Origin of the sequence: Burkholderia sp. BCC1972, assembly GCF_905339605.1 — a bacterium.
GTDB lineage: Bacteria > Pseudomonadota > Gammaproteobacteria > Burkholderiales > Burkholderiaceae > Burkholderia.
Map to the genome: position 1 here is coordinate 1 of NZ_CAJPGH010000100.1, position 367 is coordinate 367.

Below are 367 nucleotides of genomic sequence, written 5' to 3' on the forward strand. Positions count from 1 at the left end.
CAGGATCGCGCGCGACATCGCCAGCATCTGCTGCTCGCCGCCCGACAGCGTGCCCGCGAGCTGCGTCGCACGCTCCTTCAGCCGCGGGAAGAAGCCGAACATCCGGTCGACGTCCTGCTTGATCTGCTCCTTGTCGTTGCGCAGGTACGCGCCCATCTGCATGTTCTCGATGATCGACATCCGCGCGAAGATCCCGCGACCTTCCGGCACCATCGCGAGGCCGCGCTTGAGCAACTCGTGCGACGGCACGCCCTTGATCGACTTGCCGTCGTACTCGATGTCGCCCGCCGAATACGGCTTGAGACCCGTGATCGCTTTCATCGTCGTGGTCTTGCCCGCGCCGTTCGCGCCGATCAGCGTCACCAGC

The 367-nt window shown here is 65.4% G+C and carries 1 protein-coding gene; it reads right to left on the reverse strand.

Going from position 1 to position 367, the window contains the following annotated elements:
- On the reverse strand, window positions 1–367 hold a 367-nt coding region (locus U5798_RS36980), incomplete at both ends, for an ABC transporter ATP-binding protein (RefSeq protein ID WP_322084893.1).